Origin of the sequence: Pantoea sp. S62, from assembly GCF_016658625.1 — a bacterium.
In the GTDB taxonomy this organism is placed as follows: Bacteria; Pseudomonadota; Gammaproteobacteria; order Enterobacterales; family Enterobacteriaceae; genus Pantoea; species Pantoea vagans.
The window spans coordinates 1-21826 of sequence record NZ_JACVVI010000021.1 but is presented as its reverse complement, the minus strand read 5'-3'; the positions used below and the strand labels follow the sequence as shown (position 1 = coordinate 21826).

The window sequence follows — 21826 nt, the reverse complement described above, 5'->3', positions numbered from 1 at the left end:
AGCTTCTTGGAAAGAAATGAGCATATTTTAAACAATAACGGATTTTTTGATAAGTCATTATGTACGAGCGCTTGCGATCAGGAATTAGTTATCGCGCTAAACGATCCTCAATGTCAGGGAGTTTACGCATGCCCTCACTTGACACAGCTTTTACAGCTTTGAGGGTTCACCTTGACATCTCAATCAGCGGATTTGCTGGCTTGTAGGCAATAATATCCATGTCGTTAGCTATACTTTCCTCATTAAGCCCGAAGATAATAAACTCTCTGGCTCGATACTCAACCCCCATCAGCAGGACGCCACCCTATGCTAAAAAAAACCATACTTATCGCTTCGTTAATCAGCTTGTCAGCTCCAGCCTTTGCTGCCACGCAGTGCGGGCCGTTCAATCTCAAAACCGATAAAAGTGGCTGGTTCTCAGTGAACGGGGAACGTGTAAAAACCCAGAAAGTGACGTTTGCGAAAGAGAAGGGCAATTACGACAACGCCACGGTCAAATTACTGGTGAAAAACAGCAAAGCACCGGGAATGGTGGATATGGAGCAGACGACGCGCGATGGCAAGGGATTGTTGAGAGCGGAAATCGTCCGCACCAGCCAGAGTCAGATCCGTATCCGGGGTGACTATGATTGCGAACCAGCTAAATAGGTAATGCATACTCCTGAGAGTGTCACAATCCTGAAATGGGTCTGATTAACAATCCCGTTGAGAAGAATGATGGAGGTTGTCAGGCAAGCGCTTGTATTCCGGCTGACCTGACAACTGCTCTCCTTACCATCAGCGGCTTACCATGCCATTCTTAGGATGCCACTAGAGCGATGTTTTGCACGCCGCGATCATCGCTGAAACAGATGCACTGATATCCGGAGCTTTCGGGTCATAGTAAAATGTCGCGCTAGTCTGATGATGGCTGAATTTTGCAATCTCAACCCAGGCCACGGTTTCATTATCCTGCACCAGGTTAAACCGCTTTTCGCCATTCGGCAGCGGATCATCCTGCTCCAGATAGAGTCTCCGATCCTGTGCCGCAACGGTAAGACAGGATTCAACCTGATAAGGATGACCGTCGAAATAAGCGGTTTTCGTATCCGGGTGCAACCCAACCCGTCCCATATCCACACATCCGCCCAGCAGAACCAGACTCAGGCCAACAATCATTCTTTTCATGACATGCATTCTCATTAAATTTTTCCGGCATTTATACCCACGTTGCTGCGATTGAGTCACTCAGCTAAACGGATCTGATATTACAACATTTAGCGTTACTCAAACCTGAACACAGCGCATGCCGGAACGGACCTTTTGACAGCCAGCAGAGAATGAGAGTGGCCATTACGGTTACGCGCGAACGCATTCATGAAGTGCTGCACGCTGGCTCGTTCTCAGGATTTATTCAGCAGAGTCAGGGGGATTCTCGCGAGTGTGTAACTTCAATGGGAAGAGGATAGAAGGGGAATAATGGTATTACTCGCTAACTTTCAGGATTATATGCCGATGACGCATTCCAGAAGAATTAATTTAATAACTGTAAGCAGCGCGCCCGGCGGGCGCGCCTCTCGCACATCAGCTTGCTTTATAAGGATCTTTCTTATCATCCTGGCTGTCATCGTTTTTACGCGGCACTTCACCATGATCTTTCGGCGCATCAGTGGCAGGATGATCATCTTCTTCATAGGCATTGCCCGCGTTTGGCGCAGCTTCCGGCAGGCTTTTGCTGACATCACCTTCTTTCTTACGTTCTTCATTCGTATTGTGCTTAAACATAACTCCCTCCTTTTGTTCCAGTGCCTTAAGTCTAGACCAGCCCTGACATCGCGCATTACATCGGGCTCAGGAGAGCAAAAAAAGCCCGCCAGAGGCGGGCTAATCGGAGTTTCTCTCATACTGAACACGTCATTTTTCGATGTTCGGGTGTGTGCAGCACAATCATGCTAACGGGAAAAGTTTGATGCAGAAATGGACAAATCTGTCATATCACCTGCGGCAGGTCACATTCCCGACGATAAAAATGTCGATAAATAAATTCGATTGAAGAGATTAATAAAAAGCATATAGTGACCTGCGTTACCAGGAGATAGAAATTATGTTACGAGACTATTTAAAGATTGAAGCAGAAGACCAGCTGATTGAACAGCGCACACTGAGCCTGAGAAATCGTGGTCAGGAAGAGGTGACGGAGTGGATCATTGTGAGCCGTCAGGGTGTCAAAAAAGGCGGCGTGACCCTGTTCGACAAACTCAGCACCCGCCGCTCATGGCCAGTCAACTATCGCATTATGCAGACTGATTTGCAGGGCAAGGTAGTGGTGGATCAACTGGTCGACGCCCTGTAGTTGCACGGCTATGACTCTGGCGAATGTTGTTCGCTGAAAAGCTAACCCGCACCCGGCGGGTTTTTTTATGGCTGCCGATAGCGGCGCAATTCCACCAGGGTGCCTATCAGCTTCAGGCTGTCGCGGCTTGAATGCAGCTCGGGAAAGTTGATATTGACCGGTGCCAGTTCAAACTGCGCAACACCATTTTCACTGCCGCGCTGGCGCCAGGTGCGTAGCAGAGCATTCTGCTGCTGTAATGCCAGTACGCAGTCACCAGGCTGAGGTGACAGACAGGGATCGATAATCACCATATCCTCCCGCAGAATCGCGGGCGTCATCGCCTGTTCTTCTACCCGGATGGCGAAACTCTGTTGCGAAAGCGCCATATCGTTGTGCATCAGTAGCTCATGCCGCACAGAGCTGGCGTCGTTCAGCCATTGTGCGACATCGCGCTGAGAAAGCAGCGGGATCTGGTGCAGGCCAGCCCAGCTATTTTCGCTGAAAACAGGACCATCCCCGTCTATCAGATAAGCCGGCGTGCAGCCCAGCGCTTCGGCAAGCCGAAGCAGGTTTTCACCGCGCGGCAGCGTCTCCTCTTTTTCCCATTGTGAAATAGCTACATGGGAAACTTTTACCTGTTGCGCCAGTTGCTTCTGCGTTAATTGCAGTGATTTACGTCGGAGTCGGATGCGGTCACCCAGCGTTTCGTTTTTCATCAGCTTGACTTTTTAGTTGAGATTGACTTAAGTATACTTAACTCTGGTATTTAAGCAATCTTAAATTCAGGGTGGAGGACGTGGCTGTTCTGCACGCAGTGTGTTCCAGAGACCTTACCGGACAAAGGGGTGTGGCATGGAAAGTAGTCTGATTACCAGTATGGGTGCATTAGTTCTGGGTGGGGGGGCGGCTGCACTATTCTGGAAACCGTTATTGGCGGGTATTGCGTCAATCGTAACCAGTAATCGAGCCGGCGGCGAAATTATTACCAGCTACAAAGAGCAGGTGGTATTGCTGAAAGAGAGCAACCTGTTGATACGGGAGGAGAACGATGAGTTACGTGAACGTCATGACAGAAATCTGCGACGTATTGCGACACTCGAAACGGATCTGCGGTTAATCAAGAATGCCGTAGGTATTTTACTGGCAATGACCGAAACCGATCAGAACGATAAATTTCGTAATGAGATTGATCGGCTGATCTCAACTCTGGAGGATCGCAGCGATGTCAACGATTAACAGGCTTAAGGCACCTATGTCATACCAGCGCAAAGTTATCCTCGGCTGCATTCTGCTAAGCTGTTCGATGATTTGCATTCTGATGACAATTATTTTTGTTTACGTCAGTAACACGGCAAATAAGCGGGTTGAGGAGATTCGGGCAGATTATCGGGTCATTGCAGCGCGGCGTGATGACCGGGTGGATTTGCTGACCAGTCAGGTTGCAGCCTTACAGCATAAGCTTGATGTAATACCGGAGCGCGTCGCCGACAAAACGATCACAAAAGTGAAAGAAGTCGTGATTGAGAAGGAGGTGCCATCCGCGAAACCCACGGAGAAACCATAACTTCCGATTATTCTTAGTGCGGCTTCGCTATTATCGACTAGTTTTAAATCTCCGGACGACATTTTGTATCTGAACTGGCGTCCGCTGATTGGCCGGTAGATGAACCGCTAAGCCTAAACACTTTTGATAACTGACCAGAAGGAAATTTAGCATGAGCGATTCAACAGAAACCAAGACCAAAAATGACTATCTGCGCGATGTGACTTCGCAGTTGAAAGAGATGCGCCACTACGCGCAGACCAACACCGAAACCCTGTCCAGCCATTGGTTAGCGTTTGATGCGGGTGAGTATAAAGACAAAACGAACGCCGATCGTATCGATGCGTTACTGAATAAGCAGGGGAAACTGCTGGAAGATCTGGATGCCGCCATTCAGGACATCGAGATTGAAATTAATCACAGTGAGCAGGAGAGCTGATTCATCTCCCGCTGACTGATGCGGTGGCCGCTAAAGGATTAGTCGGCCACCAGCCACATTTCCGCTTCGTCGAACATCTCTTCAACAATACGCGCAACTGTCGCCTTGTCGTTCTTACTCAAATCAGTATCAATCGCGTTACGTTCCATCGGCTTGACCTTAACTTCGATGTCAGGAAACACCCGATGTACCCGCTTTTCCAGCTCCTCACGAATCATCTCGCGAGCACCCGGTAAACCGGCAACGTTGCGCTTGTCATAAATCAACTCAACAAACATGATGGCAATCCATTCAGGGCAAAATCGCTGATATATAATACTGTAAATAAAAACAGTAGCAAGGCAGTACCCCTGATTTCGCGTAAATTTTTATCTCGCTCAAACCTCAATCTTCGACTAGCAAAATGCGCACGCATCGCGACATAATGTCGGCTTACTTTTCAGGAGGTCCGCGATGCGACAACTGGTCATTGATATTCTGCTAAAGCTGGCAAAGATGGACGTCGACGCAAAAGAGCTGACGGCGCAGCTTGAAGCGCAGTCCCTGCTGGTTGCAGCGCTGCTGGTACAAGCGAAACAGGACAACTCGCTGACCATTACAGAAACGGTGCAGGATGCCATCATTACCGCTTCGCAATCGTCGACCGAGTTTCTGCAGTCGGATGTTGATCTGCTGCTGACGCACATCAATCGTCTGCTGGCGGTTGCAAGCTATGTAGAAGTGAAAGGCAAAGCCACGGAAGAGCGAGAGTAGGGCCATTTATCAATACGCCTCCGGAGAGGAAAGCCCGGCAACCTCTCCGGAGGCAGTGAAGATGCTCTGCCCGTAAGGGCAATCATCACCTGCGGCATGACGTGAAAGTATCGCGTTTTGCTCTACTGCTTTATCCGATACTGTACGTCAGGCTGAAAGGTGTAATTCACGCCTGTCCAGTGCATTGAAAATTACAGCTCGTTTTTGATGCAGAACTCTTCCCAGCTCATCCCCAGCGACTCAGCATGAGATTTAAGATAGGTCTCGATAGCCTCAGCCGCTACCGCTTTATCCGGCTCAGCGAGCTGAATAGAAAAAATCATCCCATCCAGATTTTTCTGCCGTAAAAAGGCTGCATAGATGCGTTCGGCATGCCATTCACGCAGCTGTCGCAGCGACAGATTAGCGGCACGGGCATCACTCTCCGTCAACTCATCCAGTGCAGACTGAAAGTCGGGATGCGCGGTAAAAAACATTTCACGTGCCTGGGCATAGTAGGCTTCTGGCGTTTTCATATTTATATTCCTGAAAGTCTGATGCAGCGCGTCAGTGTATCGGGTTGTCTTCCGCTTGTCAGGCGTGCCAGAGCCCATTCCCACTGCCAGCTGCCGATCAAAAAGCTGATCGGTCTCCTGGCTCAAGGGTAAATTCTGCTGTAAACAGTCGCTCGCGGGTGTCTGAACAGCCAGATACCTTGCGCTACGCGGTGGAAAAATTATAACGTAGCCGCCATTGACGCGATCTTAGGGATTAAACATGAAAAAGTGGATGCTGATTGCCGCGCTGGCACTGAGTGGCTGTGCGCAAATCAACGATTATGAAAATGCGGTACAGACTCCGGCACCGGCTGAGTTGCAGGGGAACTGGCAAACCGTCGGCCCGCAGAGCAGCCTGATCAATGGACAGGCTATGGCCAGTCTGATTATCAATGCGGATGGCAGCACGCTGGATTGCCGTCAGTGGATGCGTGTGATTGCGAAGCCAGGCAAACTGACCCGTCTGAACGGTGACTATGTCAACGTGACGCGCAGGATACGCGTGATGCCGCTGGTCGTCGATAACAGCGAACTCAACTATGACGGTCTGACCCTGCGCAAGGTGGCGCTTCCGACAATAGAATGTCAGCAGGCCCTGGAAGAAGTGGCTAAACAGCCGAAAGCCGCAGTGATTCAGAATATTGAACCGCAGCTGCTGCGCACGCCGATTACTGAACATAACGCGCAGTCGTAACCGCCGCCCATAAAAAAACCGCCCCGGCAGCGCATGCGTCTGCCGGGGCGGTTTTACGTTTACTCAGTCAGTTATTCTGCTACTACCCAGACGCTGACGCTGCCACCGTTACAGACAAAGACTGCGGTACCGTGCTCGTCTGCGGTAATGGTCTCTTCACGGTTGCCCAGATGATCGCGCCAGACCTTACCGGCAAAGCCTTCGCCCATCGGCACACTTTTCTCGCCCGCATCGCCGTTCGACATGATCACCACACAGCCAGGCTGCGTTTCGGTACCGCTGCGGCTGAACGCCACGCAGTTGGGATGATCAAAATAGTCGGTCTGTACGCCCCAGCCATACTGCTGACGCGCCCGGATTAATCCTTCGAGTTCAGGAATGACCGGCATCTCAATTTTGTGCGTCTCGCCGTCGCCTCCCTCATCTTCGTAAGTCGCCCCGAACAGGTCAGGATAGAAAATGGTCGGCACGCCCTGCTCACGCAGCAGGATCAGCGCATAGGCCAGCGGTTTGAACCAGGCCTCTACCGGCGCTTCCAGCGACTGCAGCGGCTGGGTGTCATGGTTGGCCACGATCGTCACGGCATGCCACGGATCCGCCACCACCAGCGAGTTAGCAAAAATCTGGCTCATGTCGTAGGCGCTGCCTGCGGTTGAGGCCTGATGGAAGTTCATATGCAGTGGCGCATCAAACAGCATGGTTTTGCCTTCCACCTGATGCACATACTCCTGCAGCTTCTCGGTTTCGAACGACCAGTACTCCGCGACGATAAACATCGGTTCTTCAGCCACTTCCTGAATATGATCGATCCACTCTTTATAGAACCAGGCCGGGATATGTTTTACCGCATCCAGACGGAAGCCGGTGCAGGGCACCTGTTCCATCACCCAGCGCGCCCAGTATTTCAGCTCTTCCCTGACCGCATTGTTGCGGAAATCGATGTTGGCACCCATCAGGTAGTCGAAGTTGCCCAGCTCGTTATCGACCTGATCGTTCCAGCCTTCGGCGGTGTAATCGTTGATGATTTTGAAGACGCCGTTTTCGTCCGGGTTTTCGATGTGATCTACGCCGCTAAAGCATTTGTGGTCCCAGACAAATTTCGAATACTCACCGGCACGTGCCGGAAAGGTGAATTTCGTCCAGGCCTCGCAGGGCACGACCTCGTCATAAATTTCATCACGGTTATCCGGATTGACGCGGTTAACGCTGATCGCCTCTTTCTCGTCAGCACCCATTTTGTGGTTCAGCACCACATCCAGCAGCACCCCAACGTTGTGGCTACGGAGAGCTTCTGTCGCCGCCAGTAATTGCGTTTTGTCGCCATATTTAGTGGCAACGCCGCCTTTCTGATCAAATTCCCCGAGATCGAACAGATCGTAGCTGTCGTAACCGACAGAATAACCCCCCGAATCCCCTTTATAGCTTGGCGGCAGCCACGCCATGGTGATACCAATTTCGCTGAGCCAGGCCGCGCGATCGGCAACTTCCGGCCACAGTTTGCTGCCATCCGGGTAATACCAATGGAAAAACTGTAATAACGTTGGGTTTTGCATGTACCACACTCCAGGGGATGATGAAAATCAAGTATGGAGTAAGCGGCAGAAAAGAGACGCCGCGCAGAAAAATAAATCTGGCGGCGTAGCAGAGCAGGGGATCAGGAGAGGGTTTCGCGCGGCACCATTACAATGCCGCCCTGACTGGCATAGGCGGACATGACCGATTTCTGACGGCTGTTCTGACCGACCAGCGAGGCCAGCTCATCCATACGCGCCTGCAGCAGGCGTTTCACTTCACTTTCGTTGTCGAGGATACGGCGCAGGACCGGACGTAACTGCTCCTGCGTCTGCGCCGAAGGCGATACTGCCTCTGTCGACTGGGCTAAGTTCTGCACCGCACTGACATACTCCATCTCCCTGCTGATCAATTCATCCCATTCGCCTTTTACTGCATGACGCAGCATTCCCTGGCTGAGATCGAGTAACTGTTGGTAAACGGTAATCAGATGCGGTGCAGTAGTCATTAAACGGCGTCCTGAATTAGGTTAGATTGAACCACTTCTTTCCACGCGTCCGCGATGTTGCGCAGCAGGCCTTCAACCTCTTCCACCGCTGCAACATCATTATGCAGGTTGGCATGCAAAAGACGACGCGTCATGTAGTTGTAAAGGTCCAGCAGATTGTCTGCCAGCTCATCACCCTGATTTTCAGTCAGGCCTTCTTTCAGGCCAGCCTCGATAATATTGATCGCTTTGGAAATAGAGCTGCCTTTGCCTTCAATATTGCCATCCTGCATAAACAGACGTGCGCGGATTAACGCGCTCAGTGCGCCGTCGAACAGCATCATCACCAGCTGCTGCTGGCTGGCGCTCATGACGGCGCTTTCTACGCCAATTTTTGCATAGGCTTTGGTGCCTGTAGCGCTGTACATGGTCACTCCTATGATTTACTTGAACTAGAGGTATCGAACTGTTGCGTCAGATAGCTGCTGGTTGAATTGAGTTTACTGATAGCCAGATCCAACTGAGTAAACTGCGTCTTATAGCGTGCGATATCTGCATCAATGCGATCGCTGGTGGTGTTATACAGTGTGGTTAAATTATTCAGCGTCTTGCTGACGCCATCGGTGGCGGCCTGAACAATTCCTTTAGATGACAACCATCCGGTGATATTAGTTGCAATCTTGGTGGTAATACCGGTGGTTTTACCATCGCCCACGATCATCTCTTTCACGCCCGCTGCATCTTTATCCAGCGCGGCACTAACCTTAGTGGCATCAATTTTCAATGAACCAGTCTGAGGGTCAGTTGTGACGCCAATCTGCCCCAGCGATTTATAGGAAGAGGAGCTTTGCGCGTTGGTCAGCATGCTTTTCAGCTGCGTCTCGATGGTGCGTAACGTGCTGTCACCCAACAGGGCGCCATTGCTGGAGTCCTGTGAAGCCGTATTGGTATCCACTTTGGTGTATTTGGTCAGCGTATTGAACTGATCCAGCAACGAATTGTAGGCATCCACCCAGGCGCTGATAGCGCTGGAGGCTTTTGAGGTGTCTTTGGTAATCGTCAGTGTCTGAGGCTGAGGCTGATCAGTCGGCGTCAGCGCGGTCAGATTTAAGGTAATTCCTTCCAGGGCATCACTGATCTGGTTGCTGCTGTTTTCAATCGCAACGTTGTTAACCGTGAGTTTGGCATTCTGCGCCGTGACGCTCTGGGTCATCGCGTTGCTGCTGGCTGATGCGTCAAAGCCCACAATTCCCTGCAGCGTGTCGTCGCCGGTGACGGCAATCTTAGATACCGCATTATCGCTGCCGGTTTTATTGGAACTCATGGAGAGGCGGAAACTGCCATCCGACACCTTGATGATGCTGGCTGTGATGCCGGCATTAGCGCCGTTAATCGCGTCACGCATACCGGTGAGTGAAGTCTGGTCACTGGAGAGCGTGATGCTTTTGCTGGTTCCATCTTTCAGGGTAATCGCAATGCTGCGGCTGGCCACCGAACTGTCACCCAGTGCGGCCGTGTTGCTGCTCTGCACCGCAGAGGTCAGCACCTGCGCCTGCGCCAGCTGCGTAACACTAATCGCATATTTACCGGCCACAGTGCTGCCAGAAGTGGTAGCACTGAACGCCGTCGAGCTACTGACCGCAGTAGTGGCGGTAAACAGGTCCGCACTGTTCAGCTTAGTGTTAGCGGTCTGAAACGTCGTCAGTGAACTTTTCAGAGTAGCATAGGCACTGAGCTTGGCGGTGTAAGCCGACTGCTGTGTTGAAATCGGTGTCAGTGAGGCTTTTTCAGCGGTGGTCAAACTGTCAAGCATGGTACTGAGTGGCAGGCCGGAACCCACACCAAGGTTGCTTATACTAGCCATGTTAATTCCTTTATAAGGTCGACAGAGAAATTGATACCTGGGTTATCGGCCTTGAATAAGGAAAGTTTAACGTTATTTGCCTTAGGGTAATGAGGTAAATAAGCACTATAGAGAAGGGTAATTCAGCGGCTAGAAAATTAATGAATTAAGTCTAAAGAAGTCGGGACAGGTGGCGATAACTTAAAACGTGACAGGCTGAAGCAGAAAAATTCGCCTGGTACTAAAAAAATTCTAAAGGTTGTTAAACGGCAGACGATAACAACTTTGACGGCGCTGAAGCCGGCGGGTTGAAGCCCACACCTTAACCGAAAGACTTGATTAACAGGAAAATTTATCATGGCCCAAGTCATTAATACCAACAGCCTCTCGCTGATCACTCAGAACAACATCAACAAGAACCAGTCAGCTCTGTCTACTTCAATGGAGCGTCTGTCTTCTGGTTTACGTATCAACAGCGCGAAAGATGACGCTGCTGGTCAGGCAATTGCCAACCGTTTCACCTCTAACATCAAGGGCCTGACTCAGGCTGCTCGTAACGCCAACGACGGTATCTCTGCTGCGCAGACAACTGAAGGCGCGCTGTCAGAAATCAACAACAACTTACAGCGTGTTCGTGAGCTGACTGTACAGTCTCAGAACGGCACCAACTCTGATTCCGACCTCTCTTCAATCCAGGACGAAATCAAATCACGTCTGAGCGAAATCGACCGCGTATCTGGTCAGACTCAGTTCAACGGCGTGAACGTGCTGGCTAAAGACGGCGCAATGAAAATTCAGGTTGGCGCAAACGACGGCGAAACCATCAACATCGACCTGAAGAAGATTGACTCTTCTACTCTGGGCCTGTCAGGTTTCGGCGTCTCTAAAAACGCACTGAAAACCAGCGATGCAATCACTCAGGTTGGCGCAAGCGGTTCACTGAAAGATGTTGACCTGTCAGCTGTTGCCACTGCGCTGAAAGTAGATGCAAGCTCACTGTCACTGAAAAACGTACAGACTTCAGCTGGCGCAGCGACTTCAACTTACGTTGTCTCTTCTGGCAGCGACAACTATGCCGTTTCTGTTGATGATACAACCGGTAAAGTTGCACTGAACACCACTGACGTTTCTTACACCGACTCAGCTAACGGCGTTACTGCTGGTACTATGTCTGGTCAGTTCGTTAAAGTTGGCGGCGATGCAACTGGCGCAGCACAGGGTTATGTGACTGTTCAGGGCAAAGACTACAACACCGCAGCGGGTGCTATCGTTAACGGCGGCGCAACCGGTACTACTGCTGTAGCAAGCAACATCGGTGACATCGCTTCTGCGACCAACACCAACGTGCACACTGGTTCAGCTACCGCTAACCCACTGGCACTGCTGGACAAAGCTATCGCATCTGTTGATAACTTCCGTTCAAGCCTGGGTGCAGTACAGAACCGTCTGAACTCAGCGGTAACTAACCTGAACAACACCACGACTAACCTGTCTGCAGCGCAGTCTCGTATTCAGGATGCTGACTACGCAACTGAAGTTTCAAACATGTCTAAAGCGCAGATCGTACAGCAGGCTGGTAACTCCGTGCTGGGCAAAGCGAACCAGGTTCCACAGCAGGTTCTGTCTCTGCTGCAGGGCTAATCGCCTTCAACGCAAATTCAAAACCCCGCCTCGGCGGGGTTTTTTTATGCGTACGATTAGCCTGGTTTTTAATCCTTTCTCTGCCAATCACTCTCCTCGCTTTCCTTTATCCTGACATCAACCCTCATGTTTTTAAGCACCCTGGTTGAGCAGGTAAAAAATGAAAAATATTACTGTTGTGGAACCGCTGTTTGTCACTGCTTTTAAATGTATTGGCAGTGAGTGTCGCGATCACTGCTGCAAAGGCTGGGATATCAATCTGGATAAGCCCTCGGTGAAGCGCTATCTGAAATCCTCACAGATTGAAATAAGAACCCTGGCGACCGAAAACATCGTCATTACCGGAAAAAGCGTCGCCAACTGGGGCACCATGAAGCTGAATGCCTCTGGCAGCTGTACGTTTATGGATGAAGAACTGCTATGCAAGGTGCACTCCACTCTGGGCGCCGAGGCATTGAGCAAGACCTGCTCGACTTATCCGCGCTCAGCCAGGACATTTAAATATGAACGGCAAAAGACGCTGGTGCTTTCCTGCCCGGAAGCCACCCGGCAGTTATTAGCTTCACCCGATGCCATGCTTTTCGAACAGACCATTCAGACTCAGCCAGAAGCCAATAAGGCCAAAGATCTCAATCAGCACAAGAAGCTGCTGAATCTGATGTGTCTCAATATTGTTAAAATGAGCGGTGAGAAGCTTGATGAAGCGTTTTACGCGCTGACTACCTTTTTGCTGGCGGCAGAAAGAGTCAGCCCCAGCGAGGATTGGCTGGAAAAGATGGAGCGTCATTTTTCTGACGTGCTCGATAATCTGGCACAGGGCGAAATCAGGTTGCAGCTTGACCAGATTAAGCCAGACCATAATCTGCAATGGTCTTTACTGTTGAGATTGCAGACCTGGTTCGGCGGTAAGACATACAGGCGTGCCTTTCCTACTCTCGATCACTATCTGAATAAGCTGATTTATATTTTGTCGGAAGGAGCTAAAACCGATGACGTCAGCCAGTCGATGATCCGGCTGGACAACGTCTGGCAGAATCAGGTTATGCCGTGGCTCGCTGAGCGCCCGTGGATAATGAATAACTATATTCAGTACCGCATTTATGATGAGTTTTTCCCTAATGACGAAAGTCGCAGCCCGTTGCTGAGCCTGTATCTTCTGACGGCAGAATGGTTCCAGCTTAAGTCACTGATAGCCGCCAGTGTTGAGTTGGTCGGAACGATTGATGAAGAGGATATTATCAATATCATCTACAGCTACCACTCAATAACAAAACACAGTACACAGTCGGTGAGTGCCTTTCTGGCAGAGATTAACAAGGTTAAGGTCAATGACGATTTGTCGCTGATTTACCTGCTTAAGTAAATAAAGACTCCGCTTCAGCGGAGTCTTTATTTATCCCACTCCCAAAAGAGACTCAAATTTTATCTCAGGTCAGGGTTCAGCGCTCGTTTAACGCATTCCGGGTCATGTCATGGGCAGTATGCTGGCTGTTCAGGCATAATGACTACCCGGAATACAGATCCTGCATGAAGACCTTTATCATTAATCTCGCCTCATCAACCGGGCGTCGCGCCACTATTTCTGCGCAATGCGATGCCGCCGGACTTGACTACGAATTTATTAGCGCCGTGAATGGCTATGCATTAACAGACGCGGAGATTGCGCAGCATACCCGTACGGTTAATTATGCGTTCAAACCGGGTGAAATAGGGTGTGCATTAAGCCATATCGCTATTTATCGAAAGATGAAGGATGAAAAAATTGCACAGGCGTTGATTCTGGAAGATGACGCCTTATTTACCGGGCAGCTCGGCGCGGTATTATCCAGTCCGGCAATGCAGTTATCCCCGGATAATCCGACGCTGGTGCTGTTATCACGCGTCAATAGATATGTTGATAAAGCGATCGCCGCGGTAACGGAAACCTCTCATCTCTATCCGGTCTACAGTGCCACCACCGCACACGCTTATGTGATCAATCTTGAGGCCGCTATACGACTGCTTAAACTGCTCTATCCGGTCTGGATGGTTGCCGATAAATGGTGCCTGTTTGAAGAGTATGGAGCCATAAAGCTACTGGCAGTGCATCCTGCACCGGTGCTGCTGCATGATCTGGCGCAGCAGACCACCATCCAGCATTTCAGCGATGTTGCTCAGCATAACCAGCAGAAACGCGACATCTGGGCAGGGTTAATGGCACGCCGGCCATTCAGCGTCAGACTGCGTCATCGCTATCGCCGGGCTTTGCTTCCGCTGCGTCATCGCATCGTTGATGTCAACGCCGGTGCAGATTGTCAGGAATAACGAAAACCCGTTCAGTGCGGTGCGGTGCGGGCGCGAAGAGGGCCAGCGCCGCCGGTCGTAATGCAGATGATCGCCCATCCCGTTACAGTTCCCCCCCGTACTGCCGATAACTCCTCACAGAACAACATCATTTTTGATTTTAACTTTGTGGAGTGTCTATGCGCTTCAATTATGACCTTTTACCGGGCGAGCAGCTGACCTTCGATGAGATCGCCCGGCGTTATGCGCTGCAATACCCTGATGATAAAGAGCTGACGGCGCGTGCTTTGCTAAGTCCGTCAACCGGCCTGCGCACGCTGAAAATCCGTGCGGTGTTCGCACGTGAAGAGAGCAACAGTCCGCTCGAGGATCTGCTGTTCATCTCCCATGACAACGAACGTAAAAATTATCTGCGCCGCTTTGAGCACTACCTTAAGCAGAATCTCTCTTTCCTCTATTTCCGTCGCAGCGACAACGAGAAGCGCGACAACCTGTGGAAAGTCATGGGCAGCAGTCAGGTCTTCGCGATGATCGATCCACAATCGGCCACGGCCCAGAACCTGTTAAACAGTCGCGGCTACAAACTGGTACTGATGCATCAGGATGATGAAGACATCTACTGGCAGCTCTTTAATCCGCAGGCGGACCCCTGTTTTCCACAGTCGCAGCGTATTCAGTTCATCGTGGTGCTCAGTACGCCGCAGCACAAAGTCCCTGCGGCAGTGATGCCAGGCACTGAAGTGGGGCGTCGCGTGAAAGCACGGGTGCTGCAGCGTGCCAGCCAGGCGGAATTCAGCGCCGGTGTCAAAGCGCGCTACGGTGCCTGCGTGATGACTGGCACCGAGCTGACCGAACGGCATAACTGGCCGTGGGTGGAAGCCTGTCATATCGACACGCAGGAGGGCGATGACGGTGTCCTGGCAGACAACAGCATCGATAATGGCCTCTTTTTACGCAGCGATCTGCAGCGGCTATTTATTAACCGACTGATTAGCATTGATGCTGAATCAGGAACGATTCAGGTACATCCCGGCGAGGAGGCGCGGCAGCACATTGCGCCCTGGTATCAGGAGCTGGAGGGTCGTGTCTGCAGTTTGTGGGCTGCGGTGCCGCCCGCCACGCGGCAACGGCTGCGCGCCCGTCGTTAATTTCAGGAAGCGTGCAGAAATAACTGCACGCTGACTTAACAAAAATCAAATAGCCTCGTTTTACCCCGCCTATTCAGCCAATCGAAAACGCTACAGAATTGGATAATCATGCCGATAACTTCATTAACGCAGGGTAGTCAACGTGAACGATTTCTATACCGCCGAAGGCGTGATGGACAAGCATTCGCTCTGGCAGCGCTACGTGCCGCTGGTGCGCCATGAAGCGTTGCGTCTGCAGGTTCGCCTGCCGGCCAGCGTTGAGCTTGACGACTTGCTGCAGGCAGGTGGAATAGGGCTGTTAAATGCCGTAGAGCGTTACGACGCGCTCCAGGGCACAGCTTTCACCACCTACGCCGTGCAGCGTATTCGTGGCGCAATGCTCGACGAGCTTCGTAGTCGGGACTGGGCACCACGCAGCGTGCGTCGTAACGCACGTGAAGTGGCGGGCGCAATGCACAGAGTGGAACAGTCGCTGGGGCGTTCTGCTTCCGAGCAGGAAGTGGCGCAGCAGCTGAATGTTTCCATGGAGGAGTACCGGCAGATCCTGCTGGACACCAACAACAGTCAACTCTTCTCCTACGACGAGTATCGGGAAGAGCACGGCGACAGCGCGGAGCTGGTGACGGAAGGCCATGAAGAGGCCAATCCGCTTCACCAGCTGTTAGAAGGGAGTCTGCGTGAGCGCGTCATTGAAGCGATCGAAGCGTTACCCGATCGTGAAAAGATGGTGCTGACACTGTACTACCAGGAAGAACTGAACCTGAAAGAGATTGGCGCGGTACTTGATGTGGGTGAATCCCGTGTCAGCCAGCTGCACAGTCAGGCGATTAAACGCCTGCGGGCCCGACTTGCGGGAGCGCGCTAGCAGTATCAGTTCCTGGCGATTCAAAATTATAAGAAACCGGGGACTCAGTAATGGGAGCCAAGACCAAGGCCAGACCGTTAAGTCGTTATCTTAAAGACTATAAACACAGCCAGACCAACTGTTCACACTGTGGCAAGGTACTAGATCGAATGGCGCTCGTTTTTCGTGGCCAGATCATCAATAAAGAGGCCATCGCTCGGATGGACCAGATGATTGATGAGCAGCTGTGGCTGAAACTTCAGCCCGAACTGACCGCGCTTTGTCGTTTTTGTAGTGATATTTTTTGTAATACCCATCCTAATTACTTCGACATTATGGCGTTTAAACAATATTTGTTTGAACAGACAGAGATGAGCCCCAGCACGATTCGTGAATATGTGGTGCGTCTGCGTCGACTGGATGAGATGCTGAAAGCCAAAAATTTCCCGGCCGAAAAGCTTAAAGGAAATAGCTGGCATCAGTGTCTGGAAAGCGATTTGCCCGATGCCGGTAATAACAATTACCGTATCGCGCTGCGCAAGTACGATCAGTTCTTAGGCTGGCAGCAGGCGTAAGCCTGTTCTGCACCGATTGCTCCCCCGCGTGCCTCCGGCACGTTATCCCTTACCCGCCAGCCGGGTAAAGGGAAGGGGGAGCACGGCGCTTCTTTCTTCTCGTCTTTTTACTACCGCATCTGCTGTCACCTGAATCAGAGTGATCCTTTTCGCATCTTCTGCAACACTGTAAGGATAATTTTCATGCCCGACCGGAGGCAGCATTGTCTTTACATCTGTTACATCAATTCCCGCGTCTTGAACTGCTTGGCGCACCCACACCGTTAGAACACCTGCCACGCCTTTCCGACTATCTGGGTCGCGATATTTTCATCAAACGTGATGACTTCACGCCGGTAGCGATGGGCGGCAACAAGCTGCGCAAGCTGGAGTTCCTGGCAGCTGATGCGCTGCGCGAAGGCGCCGATGTGCTGTTGACCGCGGGCGCAATCCAGTCTAACCATGTGCGTCAGACGGCGGCCGTCGCGGCCCGGCTTGGCCTGAAGTGTGTGGCGCTGCTGGAAAACCCGATTGGCACCCACGCTGAAAACTACCTGAGCAACGGCAACCGTCTGTTGCTGGACCTGATGAACGCGGAAGTGATTATGGTTGATGCACTGCACAACCCTACTGAACAGCTGGCAGAAGAGGCCACGCGTCTGGAAGCGCAGGGATTCCGCCCTTACATTGTGCCGGTCGGCGGCTCAAATGCGCTGGGTGCACTAGGCTATGTAGAGTGCGCGCAGGAGATCGCCCATCAGAGCGAAGGCGTGGTCGATTTCGCCGCCGTGGTTGTCGCCTCGGGCAGTGCCGGCACCCATGCCGGACTGGCGGTAGGCCTGGAGCATCTGTTGCCGGAAACTGAGCTGGTCGGCGTCACCGTTTCACGTCAGGTCGAAGCGCAGTTGCCGCTGGTAGAGCGTTTACGTCAGTCGCTGGCGGAGACGCTGGAAGTGCAGGCTACGGCACCGATCACGCTGTGGGATGACTATTTTGCGCCACGCTACGGTGAACCCAATGATGAAGGCATGGCGGCAGTGAAACTGCTGGCGCAGCTGGAAGGCATCCTGCTTGACCCGGTGTATACCGGCAAGGCGATGGCCGGATTGCTGGATGGCATCAGCCAGAATCGTTTCCGCCGTGAAGGCCCGCTGCTGTTTATTCATACGGGCGGCGCACCGGCGTTATTTGCTTATCATCCTTAGGTCTGAGACAAGCGAATAAAACAGTTTATACTCCGTGCGTTATCATTCTGGACTGGCAGCAACACGCGGTGCTGCCCTTATAAGAACACACACACAATACTGTCAATAATGGGGTGAATATGTCCTTTTCTCGTGCAGGTCGTCAGATGGTGATGGGCGTCATGGCTGTGGCGCTGATTGCAGGCGTCAACGTTAAAACCTTTGCAGCCGAAAACCTGCTGAACAAAATTAAAGAGCGCGGCACGCTGCTTGTGGGTCTGGAAGGGACTTATCCGCCATTCAGCTTCCAGGATGAAAAGGGCAAGCTGACCGGCTTTGAAGTGGAATTCGCGGAACAGCTGGCGCAGCACATGGGTGTTAAGGCGAGCCTGAAACCGACCAAATGGGACGGCATGCTGGCCTCACTCGACGCGAAGCGCATCGATGTGGTGATCAACCAAGTCACCATCTCTGATGAGCGTAAGAAGAAGTATGACTTCTCCACGCCATACACGGTTTCCGGCATTCAGGCGCTGACGATGAAAGCCAACGCGGGCACCATCACTAAACCGGCCGATCTGGCGGGCAAGAAAGTGGGCGTGGGCCTCGGCACCAACTACGAGCAGTGGCTGCGTGAGAACGTGAAGGGCGTGGACATCCGTACTTATGATGATGACCCCACAAAATATCAGGATCTGCGCTCAGGCCGTCTGAATGCCATTCTGGTTGACCGTCTGGCCGCGCTGGATCTGGTCAAGAAAACCGGCGATACCATGGCAGTTGCGGGTGATGCCTTCTCCCGTCAGGAATCGGGTGTTGCGGTGCGTAAAGGCAACGACGATCTGCTGAAAGCGATCGATCAGGCCATTGCTGATATGCAGAAAGATGGCTCGCTGAGCAAGCTGTCTCAGAAATGGTTTGGCGCGGACGTGACGAAATAATGCAGGAAAGTCTTCAACTGGTGCTGGATTCAGCACCTTTTTTATTAAAAGGCGCGCTGTTTACGCTGCAGCTCAGCATCGGCGGCATGTTCTTCGGACTGCTGCTGGGCTTTATTCTGGCGCTGATGCGTCTGTCGCGCTTCTGGCCGGTTCGCTGGCTGGCGCGGATTTATGTCTCGATTTTCCGTGGCACCCCGCTGATCGCCCAGCTGTTTATGATCTACTACGGCCTGCCGCAGTTTGGCATTGAGCTGGATCCGATCCCCTCCGCGATGATTGGTCTTTCCCTGAACACCGCTGCGTATGCTTCTGAGTCACTGCGTGGCGCAATTGCATCGATTGAGCGCGGACAGTGGGAAGCGGCGGCGAGTATCGGTATGACCCGCTGGCAGACCCTGCGCCGGGTGATCCTGCCGCAGGCTGCGCGCACCGCGCTGCCTCCGCTGGGCAACAGCTTTATCAGCCTGGTGAAAGATACCTCGCTGGCGGCGACGATTCAGGTGCCGGAACTGTTCCGCCAGGCGCAGCTGATCACCTCGCGCACGCTGGAAGTCTTCACCATGTATCTGGCGGCCTCGCTGATTTACTGGGTGATGGCAACGGTGTTGTCTGCGTTGCAGAACCGGCTGGAACAGCATGTTAATCGTCAGGATTCGGAGTCGAAATGAGCGCCATCGAAGTCAGAAAGCTGGTGAAATCCTTTAACGGCCAGAGGGTGCTGCACGATATCGACCTTGATGTGGCCGCTGGTGAAGTGGTAGCGATTATCGGCCCCAGCGGCTCGGGTAAAACCACGCTGCTGCGCAGTATCAACCTGCTCGAAGTACCGGATAGCGGCACCATCCGCGTCGGGGAGATTACCGTGGATGCGGCGCTGGCACAGAGTAAGCAAAAGGAGCAGGTGCGTCGTCTGCGTCAGCAGGTCGGGTTTGTTTTCCAGAACTTCAATCTGTTTCCCCATCGTTCAGTGATGGAGAACATCATTGAAGGGCCGGTTATCGTTAAGGGCGAAGCGAAAGCGGATGCGGTAGCCCGCGCCCGCACGCTGCTGGAGAAGGTCGGGCTGCACGGCAAGGAAGAGAGCTATCCGCGTCGTCTGTCGGGTGGACAGCAGCAGCGCGTGGCGATCGCGCGTGCGCTGGCAATGCGGCCGGAAGTGATCCTGTTTGATGAACCGACCTCGGCGCTGGATCCGGAGCTAGTAGGAGAGGTGCTCAGCACCATTCGCGCACTGGCTGAAGAGAAGCGCACTATGGTCATCGTCACGCATGAGATGAGCTTTGCCCGCGACGTCGCTGACCGCGCTATTTTTATGGATCAGGGACGCATTGTGGAGCAGGGCGAGGCAAAAGCGTTGTTCAGTAATCCTCAGCAGCCGCGTACCCGTCAGTTTCTCGATAAGTTCCTCAGTCAGTAACCTCACTGCCTTCCCTGGAAGGCAGTTTTAACCGCCTTAATAATCTCACTTTTAAACGATAACGGGCGGCTGTCAGCATAATGCGCGCCGCAATATCACAACCTATTATTCAGCCGTTAAACCTTTTGCCACATCTGACAAATCTTTTCCTTTCATCGGATATTTAATGGTTTTTCCTGATGCCGCTTTCTCTTATTTATATTTGCTGCAATATGAAACATTATTACCCTTTAGCGTGGCTGTGGCGCTGATAATTAGCCTTTTTGCATTCTCATTAATAAGTGTAAGGAAAGGTTCTGCTGAGTAAATAACTGTGGCGTCAGGGCCACCCGGCGGCTTTTAAGAGTTTCGCTACATTCATCATCGGTTCAATGGCGAATAATCGTTGGATAATCATAAAAGCAATACTGATTTCCTCGCTTTTACTTTCCAGCATTCTGACCTACATAGCAGGAGTCATTGAATGAGCCAGACTAAGTCAGACCAGATATTATGGGTAGATACCCTGAAGGGCACCTGCATATTGCTGGTGGTCCTGTATCACACGGTATTACCGGGTTTTGAAGGGACGATGAAATACCTCACTGCCGGGTGGATCCCCGCAGAAATATGGATACAGTTTAATACGGTCCTGTCGCCGCTGCGTATGCCCGCCTTTTTCTTTGTGTCGGGATTGCTGGCGACTAACGGCATTCTCAACCGCCCCTGGAAACAGGTCTTTACCAGTCGTATCACTAATCTCTTTTATCTCTATATTCTGTGGGGGTTTATTCAGTGGTGGTCGATTATCGGCATCTCCACTGAAATTACCGGCCAGCGCATTTCGCAGAATCTGAATGCCGCCTATGCCGGTTCGCTGTTTGAATTTCTCAAGCTGACCTTTATGGCCATGAGTACCTCGTGGTATCTCTATGGGCTGGGACTCTATTTCCTCTGTGCCAAAATTTTCCGTCAATATAAGCTGGCCCTGGTGGCGGTGGCGATTCTGCTGAATTATCTGGCGGTTGAAAAAGTGATCCCGTTCTGGGGACCGCAGAGCCTGGCGCAATATTTCCTGTTCTTCCTGTTAGGGGCGTTCTGGAGCCAGACGATGCTGCGCCTGAGTGAATGGCGGCGGGAGAACCTGATGCCCTGGGCGCTACTGGCCGCAGTCGCCGGGATTCATGTGATATTCGGTCTGGATAAGAGCCTGTTCCTGTGTGTGCTGGCGGTGTTGTTCAGCATCGCCGCCTGCCGCTGGCTGAATCAGCATTTCAGCATGCGCTATCTCAACTGGGTCGGCCGCAATACGCTGCAGATTTACGTCATCCACCGTATTTTCATCGAGTTCTTTGGGATGTCCGCCATTCTGTTCGCGCAGCGGCATCATCTGTTTGAGCAGGCGTGGTTTTCGTTCCTGTGGGCCTGTTTTTATCCGGTGGCTATCGTGGGGCTCTGTTCGCTCTGCTCAGTGGCGATCTGGTCGCTGACCAATCGCGGGGTGGGGCAGTCGCTGTTTGTGTTTCCGACGCTGATGAAGAGGGTGCCTGGCGGCGGGTGAGGGGCGCTTGCAGCGAGGTGCGCCTGGCGGCAGGCAGTTTTCGCGTTGCAGCGGGCGGGCTCTGAGAAGGTTACGCCCGCCAGGCGATGGGGAGTTTCAGGGTGCCGGTGCAGGCGGACGCGTCAAGGGGCGGACGCCCGCCCCTTAACAATC

Annotated in this window: 27 protein-coding genes; 18 read left to right on the top strand and 9 right to left on the bottom strand. The window is 52.2% G+C overall.

The window, feature by feature from the left end:
• Positions 1 to 306 precede the first annotated feature (306 nt).
• The gene (locus IBT54_RS22155) at positions 307 to 648 is read left to right on the top strand and encodes a hypothetical protein (RefSeq protein ID WP_201253079.1); all 342 of its coding nucleotides are present in this window, start codon (positions 307 to 309) and stop codon (positions 646 to 648) included.
• A 162-nt stretch (positions 649 to 810) separates the two neighbouring features.
• Here IBT54_RS22155 and IBT54_RS22150 read toward each other — a convergent pair whose 3' ends face one another.
• Both IBT54_RS22150 and IBT54_RS22145 read right to left on the bottom strand, forming a co-directional pair.
• Positions 811 to 1167 (bottom strand): hypothetical protein, encoded by a 357-nt coding sequence (locus IBT54_RS22150; RefSeq protein WP_201253078.1) that lies wholly within the window; start codon positions 1165 to 1167, stop codon positions 811 to 813.
• A 396-nt stretch (positions 1168 to 1563) separates the two neighbouring features.
• Positions 1564 to 1764: a hypothetical protein gene (locus IBT54_RS22145; protein ID WP_010247636.1), complete on the bottom strand. Its 201-nt coding sequence runs from the start codon at positions 1762 to 1764 to the stop codon at positions 1564 to 1566.
• A 319-nt stretch (positions 1765 to 2083) separates the two neighbouring features.
• Between IBT54_RS22145 and IBT54_RS22140 the strand changes: the two genes are divergently transcribed.
• Positions 2084 to 2332: a hypothetical protein gene (locus tag IBT54_RS22140; RefSeq protein WP_013358269.1), complete on the top strand. Its 249-nt coding sequence runs from the start codon at positions 2084 to 2086 to the stop codon at positions 2330 to 2332.
• A 65-nt stretch (positions 2333 to 2397) separates the two neighbouring features.
• Here the strand turns inward: IBT54_RS22140 and IBT54_RS22135 are convergent, their stop codons facing one another.
• Positions 2398 to 3030, bottom strand: a complete 633-nt coding sequence (locus tag IBT54_RS22135; protein WP_201253077.1) for a helix-turn-helix domain-containing protein — start codon at positions 3028 to 3030, stop codon at positions 2398 to 2400.
• A gap of 136 nt (positions 3031 to 3166) precedes the next feature.
• Between IBT54_RS22135 and IBT54_RS22130 the strand changes: the two genes are divergently transcribed.
• The 3 genes from IBT54_RS22130 to IBT54_RS22120 all read left to right on the top strand — a co-directional run bounded on the left by IBT54_RS22130 (position 3167) and on the right by IBT54_RS22120 (position 4296).
• A complete protein-coding gene (locus IBT54_RS22130; RefSeq protein WP_033783371.1) occupies positions 3167 to 3550 on the top strand; it encodes a hypothetical protein in 384 nt (127 codons plus the stop codon).
• Positions 3551 to 3632: 82 nt separating this feature from the next.
• Positions 3633 to 3878 (top strand): hypothetical protein, encoded by a 246-nt coding sequence (locus IBT54_RS22125; protein ID WP_236263628.1) that lies wholly within the window; start codon positions 3633 to 3635, stop codon positions 3876 to 3878.
• Positions 3879 to 4029: 151 nt separating this feature from the next.
• Positions 4030 to 4296 (top strand): hypothetical protein, encoded by a 267-nt coding sequence (locus tag IBT54_RS22120; protein WP_013358265.1) that lies wholly within the window; start codon positions 4030 to 4032, stop codon positions 4294 to 4296.
• A gap of 38 nt (positions 4297 to 4334) precedes the next feature.
• Here IBT54_RS22120 and IBT54_RS22115 read toward each other — a convergent pair whose 3' ends face one another.
• Positions 4335 to 4574, bottom strand: a complete 240-nt coding sequence (locus IBT54_RS22115; protein ID WP_003854508.1) for a DinI-like family protein — start codon at positions 4572 to 4574, stop codon at positions 4335 to 4337.
• Between the two features lie 175 nt (positions 4575 to 4749).
• Between IBT54_RS22115 and iraP the strand changes: the two genes are divergently transcribed.
• Positions 4750 to 5049: an anti-adapter protein IraP gene (gene iraP, locus IBT54_RS22110; protein WP_013358264.1), complete on the top strand. Its 300-nt coding sequence runs from the start codon at positions 4750 to 4752 to the stop codon at positions 5047 to 5049.
• A gap of 191 nt (positions 5050 to 5240) precedes the next feature.
• On the opposite strand, the gene IBT54_RS22105 is transcribed toward iraP, so the two are convergent.
• Positions 5241 to 5564, bottom strand: a complete 324-nt coding sequence (locus IBT54_RS22105; protein ID WP_008926858.1) for a DUF6388 family protein — start codon at positions 5562 to 5564, stop codon at positions 5241 to 5243.
• Between the two features lie 241 nt (positions 5565 to 5805).
• On the opposite strand from IBT54_RS22105, the gene yedD reads away from it, so the two are divergent.
• Positions 5806 to 6279 carry a lipoprotein YedD gene (gene yedD, locus IBT54_RS22100; RefSeq protein WP_201253076.1) on the top strand — a complete coding sequence of 158 codons (474 nt, stop codon included), beginning with the start codon at positions 5806 to 5808 and terminating at the stop codon, positions 6277 to 6279.
• A gap of 71 nt (positions 6280 to 6350) precedes the next feature.
• On the opposite strand, the gene amyA is transcribed toward yedD, so the two are convergent.
• The 4 genes from amyA to fliD all read right to left on the bottom strand — a co-directional run bounded on the left by amyA (position 6351) and on the right by fliD (position 10142).
• Complete coding sequence (gene amyA / locus IBT54_RS22095) at positions 6351 to 7832, bottom strand: alpha-amylase (RefSeq protein ID WP_033783365.1); 1482 nt, start codon at positions 7830 to 7832, stop codon at positions 6351 to 6353.
• A 101-nt stretch (positions 7833 to 7933) separates the two neighbouring features.
• The gene (gene fliT / locus IBT54_RS22090; protein ID WP_095707012.1) at positions 7934 to 8299 is read right to left on the bottom strand and encodes a flagella biosynthesis regulatory protein FliT; all 366 of its coding nucleotides are present in this window, start codon (positions 8297 to 8299) and stop codon (positions 7934 to 7936) included.
• Positions 8299 to 8706, bottom strand: a complete 408-nt coding sequence (fliS, locus tag IBT54_RS22085) for a flagellar export chaperone FliS (RefSeq protein WP_013358260.1) — start codon at positions 8704 to 8706, stop codon at positions 8299 to 8301. The genes fliT and fliS overlap by 1 nt, the downstream gene beginning before the upstream one ends.
• An 8-nt stretch (positions 8707 to 8714) precedes the next feature.
• Positions 8715 to 10142 carry a flagellar filament capping protein FliD gene (gene fliD / locus IBT54_RS22080; protein WP_201253075.1) on the bottom strand — a complete coding sequence of 476 codons (1428 nt, stop codon included), beginning with the start codon at positions 10140 to 10142 and terminating at the stop codon, positions 8715 to 8717.
• A 336-nt stretch (positions 10143 to 10478) separates the two neighbouring features.
• Between fliD and IBT54_RS22075 the strand changes: the two genes are divergently transcribed.
• From IBT54_RS22075 to IBT54_RS22025, 11 genes are all read left to right on the top strand, one after another.
• Positions 10479 to 11762, top strand: coding sequence for a FliC/FljB family flagellin (locus IBT54_RS22075; RefSeq protein WP_013358258.1), 1284 nt, complete (start codon positions 10479 to 10481; stop codon positions 11760 to 11762).
• A 160-nt stretch (positions 11763 to 11922) separates the two neighbouring features.
• Complete coding sequence (gene fliB, locus IBT54_RS22070; protein ID WP_201253074.1) at positions 11923 to 13125, top strand: flagellin lysine-N-methylase; 1203 nt, start codon at positions 11923 to 11925, stop codon at positions 13123 to 13125.
• 164 nt (positions 13126 to 13289) lie between these two features.
• Complete coding sequence (locus IBT54_RS22065) at positions 13290 to 14066, top strand: glycosyltransferase family 25 protein (RefSeq protein WP_201253073.1); 777 nt, start codon at positions 13290 to 13292, stop codon at positions 14064 to 14066.
• A 158-nt stretch (positions 14067 to 14224) separates the two neighbouring features.
• Positions 14225 to 15193, top strand: a complete 969-nt coding sequence (locus IBT54_RS22060) for an HNH endonuclease signature motif containing protein (RefSeq protein ID WP_013358255.1) — start codon at positions 14225 to 14227, stop codon at positions 15191 to 15193.
• Between the two features lie 142 nt (positions 15194 to 15335).
• Entirely contained in the window at positions 15336 to 16058 is a 723-nt protein-coding gene (locus IBT54_RS22055; RefSeq protein WP_003854529.1) for an RNA polymerase sigma factor FliA, read from the top strand.
• Between the two features lie 50 nt (positions 16059 to 16108).
• Positions 16109 to 16612, top strand: coding sequence for a flagella biosynthesis regulatory protein FliZ (gene fliZ, locus IBT54_RS22050; protein WP_013358254.1), 504 nt, complete (start codon positions 16109 to 16111; stop codon positions 16610 to 16612).
• Positions 16613 to 16815: 203 nt separating this feature from the next.
• A complete protein-coding gene (locus tag IBT54_RS22045; RefSeq protein WP_201253072.1) occupies positions 16816 to 17796 on the top strand; it encodes a D-cysteine desulfhydrase in 981 nt (326 codons plus the stop codon).
• Between the two features lie 119 nt (positions 17797 to 17915).
• On the top strand, positions 17916 to 18716 hold the full coding sequence (gene tcyJ / locus IBT54_RS22040; protein ID WP_013358252.1) for a cystine ABC transporter substrate-binding protein: 801 nt from the start codon (positions 17916 to 17918) through the stop codon (positions 18714 to 18716).
• The gene (gene tcyL, locus IBT54_RS22035) at positions 18716 to 19384 is read left to right on the top strand and encodes a cystine ABC transporter permease (RefSeq protein WP_013358251.1); all 669 of its coding nucleotides are present in this window, start codon (positions 18716 to 18718) and stop codon (positions 19382 to 19384) included. The genes tcyJ and tcyL overlap by 1 nt, the downstream gene beginning before the upstream one ends.
• Entirely contained in the window at positions 19381 to 20133 is a 753-nt protein-coding gene (gene tcyN, locus IBT54_RS22030; protein WP_013358250.1) for an L-cystine ABC transporter ATP-binding protein TcyN, read from the top strand. The genes tcyL and tcyN overlap by 4 nt, the downstream gene beginning before the upstream one ends.
• Before the next feature lie 463 nt (positions 20134 to 20596).
• On the top strand, positions 20597 to 21673 hold the full coding sequence (locus tag IBT54_RS22025; protein WP_033783358.1) for an acyltransferase family protein: 1077 nt from the start codon (positions 20597 to 20599) through the stop codon (positions 21671 to 21673).
• Positions 21674 to 21826: the final 153 nt, after the last annotated feature.